Here is a 4,944-nt window from a genome sequence, read left to right as displayed (position 1 = left end):
GGGGGGCCGCCGTAGGGGCACGCGGCGGCGGCGCGCGAGCGGGGTTGCGGCGGGTGGCTGACGCGTGCGGCCGTTCGGTCCAGCGGGCGGGCGGTGGGCGCGCGGGGCTCCGGAGCGGCGCATACGGTGGCGAACGCTCCCCCTTGCGGGCCCGTGGAGCGCTGCTCCGGGCCCGTCCGGCCAGAGAGGCGCCCCGAAGATGACGAACCGTGTGACGACGCCGCGAGGCACGACCGCGCCCCCCGTGGCCCTGGTACTCGCGCTGGCCGGGCTGCTGGCCGCCTCCGGGTGCGCGGGCGGCCCGCCGTCCGAACCACCGCCGGCCGCCGCGAGTCCCACCGCGACGCCCAGCCCCTCCCCCAGGACGACCGTCACCCCGGTGAGCCCGTCGCCCACCCCGCCGGCCACCACCGCGAGCGGGACGACGATGCCGCTGACGTCGGAGGTCACCGCGAAGCTGGACACGGCGGTGCAACGGGTGCTGACGCAGGCCCAGGTCCCGGGCGTGATCGTCAGCGTCTCGACGCCGCAGGGCGAGTACCTGAAGGCCTTCGGCGTCTCCGAGCGGGTGCCGGGCACCGCCATGGTGACCGGGCTCAACATGCGCGTCGGCAGCCTCACGAAGACGTTCACGGTCACCGGTCTGCTCCGCCTGGTGGACCAGGGCAAGGTCGGGCTGGACGACCCGGTCGGCAAGTACCAGTCGGGCGTGCCCAACGGCGACAAGATCACCCTGCGCCAGTTGGCCGACATGCGCAGCGGCCTGTTCTCGTACACCCACGACGAGGACTTCGTCCGCACCCTCCAGGGGGACCCGCATCGCGCGTTCACCCCCGACCAGCTGCTCGCGTACGCGTTCCGGCACCCGGTGAACTTCGCGCCGGACGACGAGTTCGAGTACTCCAACACCAACACGGTGCTGCTGGGCAAGGTGATCGAGAAGGTGGGCGGGCAACCCCTCGGGGAGTTCCTGAAGAAGGAGGTCTTCGAGCCGGCCGACCTGGACCGCACGGTGTTCCCGACCGACAACGCGTTCCCGCAGCCGCACGCGCGCGGCTACACCGACCAGACGGCGGACGGGACGATCACGGACGCCACCGACTGGAACCCGTCGTGGGGCTGGGCGGCGGGGGCCGCGATCTCGGACCAGGCGGACATGCGGAAGTGGGCGAAGGCGCTGGCCACCGGGTCGCTGCTGAAACCGGAGACGCAGGCGCAGCGCCTGGAGCCGCAGCCGTCGACGGTGGCGGGCACCTGGTACGGGCTGGGGGTGTTCTACAACCACGGGTGGATCGGGCACAACGGTTCGCTGCCCGGCTACCAGTCGGTGGCGGTGTACCTGCCGTCGGCGCAGGCGTCGCTGGTGGTGCTGCTGAACACCGACGTCGAGTACCGGGGTTCGGCACCGTCGACGCTGTTCGCGAAGGCGATCACCGAGGTCGTCTCGCCGGGGAACGTCTACGACCTGCCGGCCGCCCCGGCGGACGCGGACGAGCCGTCGGCGCAGGCGTCACCGTCGGTGAAGGTGTCCTCGTCGGCGACGCCGCCCCAGCCGTCGACCTGAGCCCGGCCGCGCTCAGCCGCCGAGCACCCGGGCCAGGTCGTAGGAGACCGGCTCCTCCAGCTGCTCGTAGGTGCAGCTCGCGGGCGTGCGGTCGGGGCGCCAGCGGCGGAACTGGGCGGTGTGCCGGAAGCGGGTGCCCTCCATGTGGTCGTAGGCGACCTCGACGACGCGTTCGGGGCGCAGCGGCACCCAGGAGAGGTCCTTGCCGCCGGTCCAGCGGCTGGTCGCGCCGGGCAGCCGGGCCTGGGCGTGGGCGGCCTCGTCGGCCCAGGCGCCCCAGGGGTGGCCGGCCAGGTCGGTGGTGCGCAGCGGGGCGAGCTCCTCGACGAGTTCACGGCGGCGGGCCATCGGGAAGGCGGCGCAGACGCCGACGTGCTGGAGGCGTCCCTCGGCGTCGTGCAGGCCGAGCAGCAGGGAGCCGACGACGGGGCCGCTCTTGTGCTCGCGGTAGCCGGCCACCACGCAGTCGGCGGTGCGCTCGTGCTTGATCTTGTACATGGCGCGCTCGCCGGGCCGGTAGGGCTGGTCGAGGGGCTTGGCCACGACGCCGTCGAGGCCGGCGCCCTCGTACTGGGCGAACCAGGTCTCGGCGAGCTCGCGGTCGGTGGTTGTGGGGGCGGTGAAGACCGGGTCGGCGGCGTCGGCGAGGGCGGTTTCGAGGGCGCGCCGGCGGGCGTCGAGGGGCCGGTCGAGGAGCGGTTCGTCGCCGAGGGCGAGCAGGTCGAAGGCCACGAAGGAGGCGGGGGTGCGTTCGGCGAGGAGCTTGACGCGGCTGGCGGCGGGGTGGATGCGTTCGAGGAGTTCCTCGAAACGCAGCCGGCCGTTCCGGGCGATCACGATCTCGCCGTCCAGGACGCAGCGCCCGGGGGTCTCGCGGCGCAGCGCCTCGACGAGTTCGGGGAAATAGCGGGTCAGCGGCTTGCCGGTGCGGCTGCCGAGTTCGACCTCGTCCCGGTCGCGGAACACGATGGTGCGGAAACCGTCCCACTTGGCCTCGTACTGCATGCCCGGCGGGATCTTCGCGACGGACTTGGCGAGCATCGGGGCGACGGGCGGCATCACGGGCAGGTCCATGGTCCCGATCCTCGCGCCGAACGCGCCGGGGCGCGCGGCGGGCGGGGTGAGCTTAGCGTGAGAGGCATGGGCTCTGCCGTGGAACTGGATGTCGCCGGGCGCACCGTCCGGTTGTCGAACCCGGACAAGGTGTACTTCCCGGAGCGCGGGTTCACCAAGCGGGACGTCGCGGAGTACTACCTGGCGGTGGCGGACGGCGTGCTGCGCGGGCTGCGGGACCGGCCGACGACGCTGCAGCGGTTCCCGGACGGGGTGGAGGGCGAGTTCTTCTACCAGAAGCGGGCACCGAAGGGCCTGCCGGAGTGGCTGTCGACGGCGCGGATCGCCTTCCCCAGCGGCCGCTCGGCGGACGAGATCTGCCCGCAGGAGCCGGCGGCGGTGCTCTGGGCGGCGAACCTGGGGTGTCTGACGTTCCACCCGTGGCCGGTGCGGCGCGCGGACACCGAGCACGTCGACGAGCTGCGGATCGACCTCGATCCGCAGCCGGGCACGGACTTCAAGGACGCGGTGCGGGCGGCGCACGAGCTGCGGGCGGTGCTGGAGGAGCAGGGGCTGCGGGGCTGGCCGAAGACCTCGGGCGGGCGGGGCCTGCACGTGTACGTGCCGCTGGTGCCGGAGTGGTCGTTCACGGACGGACGGCACGCGGTGATCGCGCTGGGCCGCGAGCTGGAGCGGCGGCTGCCGGGGCGGGTGACCACGGCGTGGTGGAAGGAGGAGCGCGGGGAGCGGATCTTCGTCGACTACAACCAGATGGCGCGGGACCGGACGATCGCCTCGGCGTACTCGCTGCGGGCCCGGCCGAGGGCGACGGCCTCGGCGCCGCTGCGCTGGGAGGAGCTGGACGACGTGCTGCCGGAGGACTTCGACCTGCGGACGCTGCCGGCCCGGTTCGCGGAGCTGGGCGACGTGCACGCGGGGATGGAGGACGAGCCGTTCCGCCTGGAGGGGCTGCTGGAGCTGTACGAGCGCCAGGTCGCGGAGGGTGCGCACGGCGAGCTGCCGTACCCGCCCGACCATCCCAAGGCGGCGGGCGAGCCGACCCGCGTCCAGCCGAGCCGGGCGCGCAGGAGGCCCTGAGCCGGGCCCGGTCCGATCGGGCCCGGTCCGATTAGGCTGGGCCCCCACGAAGATCACGGAGGGGCGGGCGGGCAGTGGGTGCACGGGGGCTGCGGGAGATCCTGGCGGACGCGGGGACCGGGAGGTTCCCGCCGACGGACGGGTCGGTGACGGTGGTGGCGCAGCCGTCGCCGCGCGAGGCGGGGGTGGTCTCGTTCTCCGCGCACGCGGTGGTGTTCACGGACGAGGATCCGGCCTGGGTGCGCGCCGCGCTGGCCGCGGTGCCGGGCGATCCGCTGGCGGCGCCGCTGTGTCCGCCGTTCCTGAGCGCGTTCGCCGAGCGGACGGGCCGGGTGAACGGCAACATCGACCTGCTGACGGTGGCGGACCGCCTGCCGGGCGCGCCGCCGGCGGCGGTTCGCCCGGTCGAGGACCGGGAGCATCCGCGGGTGGTGCGGGCGCTGCGCTACCGCGAGGACGTCCGGGTGTTCGAGGCGGACGGCGGGCGCGGCGTGCTGGTGCTCGGTCGCGGGGTGGCGGGGCGCTGGGAGTGCGCGATCGAGGTGGACGAGGCGGCGCGCGGGCGCGGTCTCGGGCGGGCGCTGGCGCTGGCGGCCCGGCACCTGGTGCCGGAGGGCGACCGGGTGTGGTCGCAGCAGGCGCCGGGGAACGCGACCAGCGTGCGGGCCTTCCAGGCGGCCGGCTACCGGCCGGTGGGCGCGGAGACCCTGCTGGTGCTGTCGTGAACACGCTCGCATCCGTCCCCGAGGAGGTGCGGGCGCGCCTGGTGGTGCGGTTCGGGCCGGACGCGCACGCGTGGTGCGCGGGGCTGCCGGACCTGGTGGACGCGCTGGCCGCCCGCCGGGGCCTGGCGGTACGGGCGGCCGGCGGGGGCGGCACGGCACGGGTGTTCCGCTGCGCCCGGCTCGCCGACGGCGCGGCGGTCTGGCTGAAGCTGACGCCGGACCCGGCGGTGGCCGCGCAGGAGGCGGCGGCGCTGTCCGCGTGGCGCGGCGTCCCGTCGGTGGTGCGGCTGCTGGAGCACGACGCCGGATCGGGTGCGCTGCTGCTCGCGGACGTCGCCCCGGGGACGTCGCTGCGCGAGCGCGGCTGGCGGCCGGCGGAGGTGGCGGGCGTCCTGGGCGCGCTGCGATCGGCACCGGCGGCCGGGGTGGACCTGCCGCCCCTGGCCGACCGGCTGGACTTCCTCTTCCACCTCACCGGGCGCCGGGCCCCCGGGGTGCCGACGG

4 protein-coding genes and 1 pseudogene are annotated in these 4,944 nt (G+C 75.1%); 4 read left to right on the top strand and 1 reads right to left on the bottom strand.

The genetic code is table 11. The annotated features are described in order from the left end of the window. Positions 1-244 precede the first annotated feature (244 nt). Positions 245-1,564 (top strand): serine hydrolase domain-containing protein, encoded by a 1,320-nt coding sequence (locus ABD308_RS01780; RefSeq protein ID WP_344324388.1) that lies wholly within the window; start codon positions 245-247, stop codon positions 1,562-1,564. 12 nt (positions 1,565-1,576) lie between these two features. Here the strand turns inward: ABD308_RS01780 and ABD308_RS01775 are convergent, their stop codons facing one another. Further along, a complete protein-coding gene (locus tag ABD308_RS01775; protein ID WP_344324385.1) occupies positions 1,577-2,638 on the bottom strand; it encodes an ATP-dependent DNA ligase in 1,062 nt (353 codons plus the stop codon). Positions 2,639-2,716: 78 nt separating this feature from the next. Here ABD308_RS01775 and ligD point away from each other — a divergent pair, with 78 nt between their 5' ends. The 3 genes and pseudogenes from ligD to ABD308_RS01760 form a co-directional block, all read left to right on the top strand. Further along, the gene (gene ligD, locus ABD308_RS01770) at positions 2,717-3,715 is read left to right on the top strand and encodes a non-homologous end-joining DNA ligase (protein ID WP_344324411.1); all 999 of its coding nucleotides are present in this window, start codon (positions 2,717-2,719) and stop codon (positions 3,713-3,715) included. Positions 3,716-3,789: 74 nt separating this feature from the next. Next, positions 3,790-4,440 (top strand): GNAT family N-acetyltransferase, encoded by a 651-nt coding sequence (locus ABD308_RS01765; protein ID WP_344324382.1) that lies wholly within the window; start codon positions 3,790-3,792, stop codon positions 4,438-4,440. Then, positions 4,437-4,944 (top strand): annotated as a pseudogene (locus ABD308_RS01760) (aminoglycoside phosphotransferase family protein); the annotation flags it as partial. The gene ABD308_RS01765 and the pseudogene ABD308_RS01760, both read left to right, overlap by 4 nt.

The sequence above is a fragment of the Kitasatospora putterlickiae genome, assembly GCF_039527695.1.
Lineage (GTDB): Bacteria > Actinomycetota > Actinomycetes > Streptomycetales > Streptomycetaceae > Kitasatospora > Kitasatospora putterlickiae.
The sequence above is the reverse complement of the archived record's forward strand: the minus strand, read 5'-3'. Positions and strand labels throughout refer to the sequence as shown.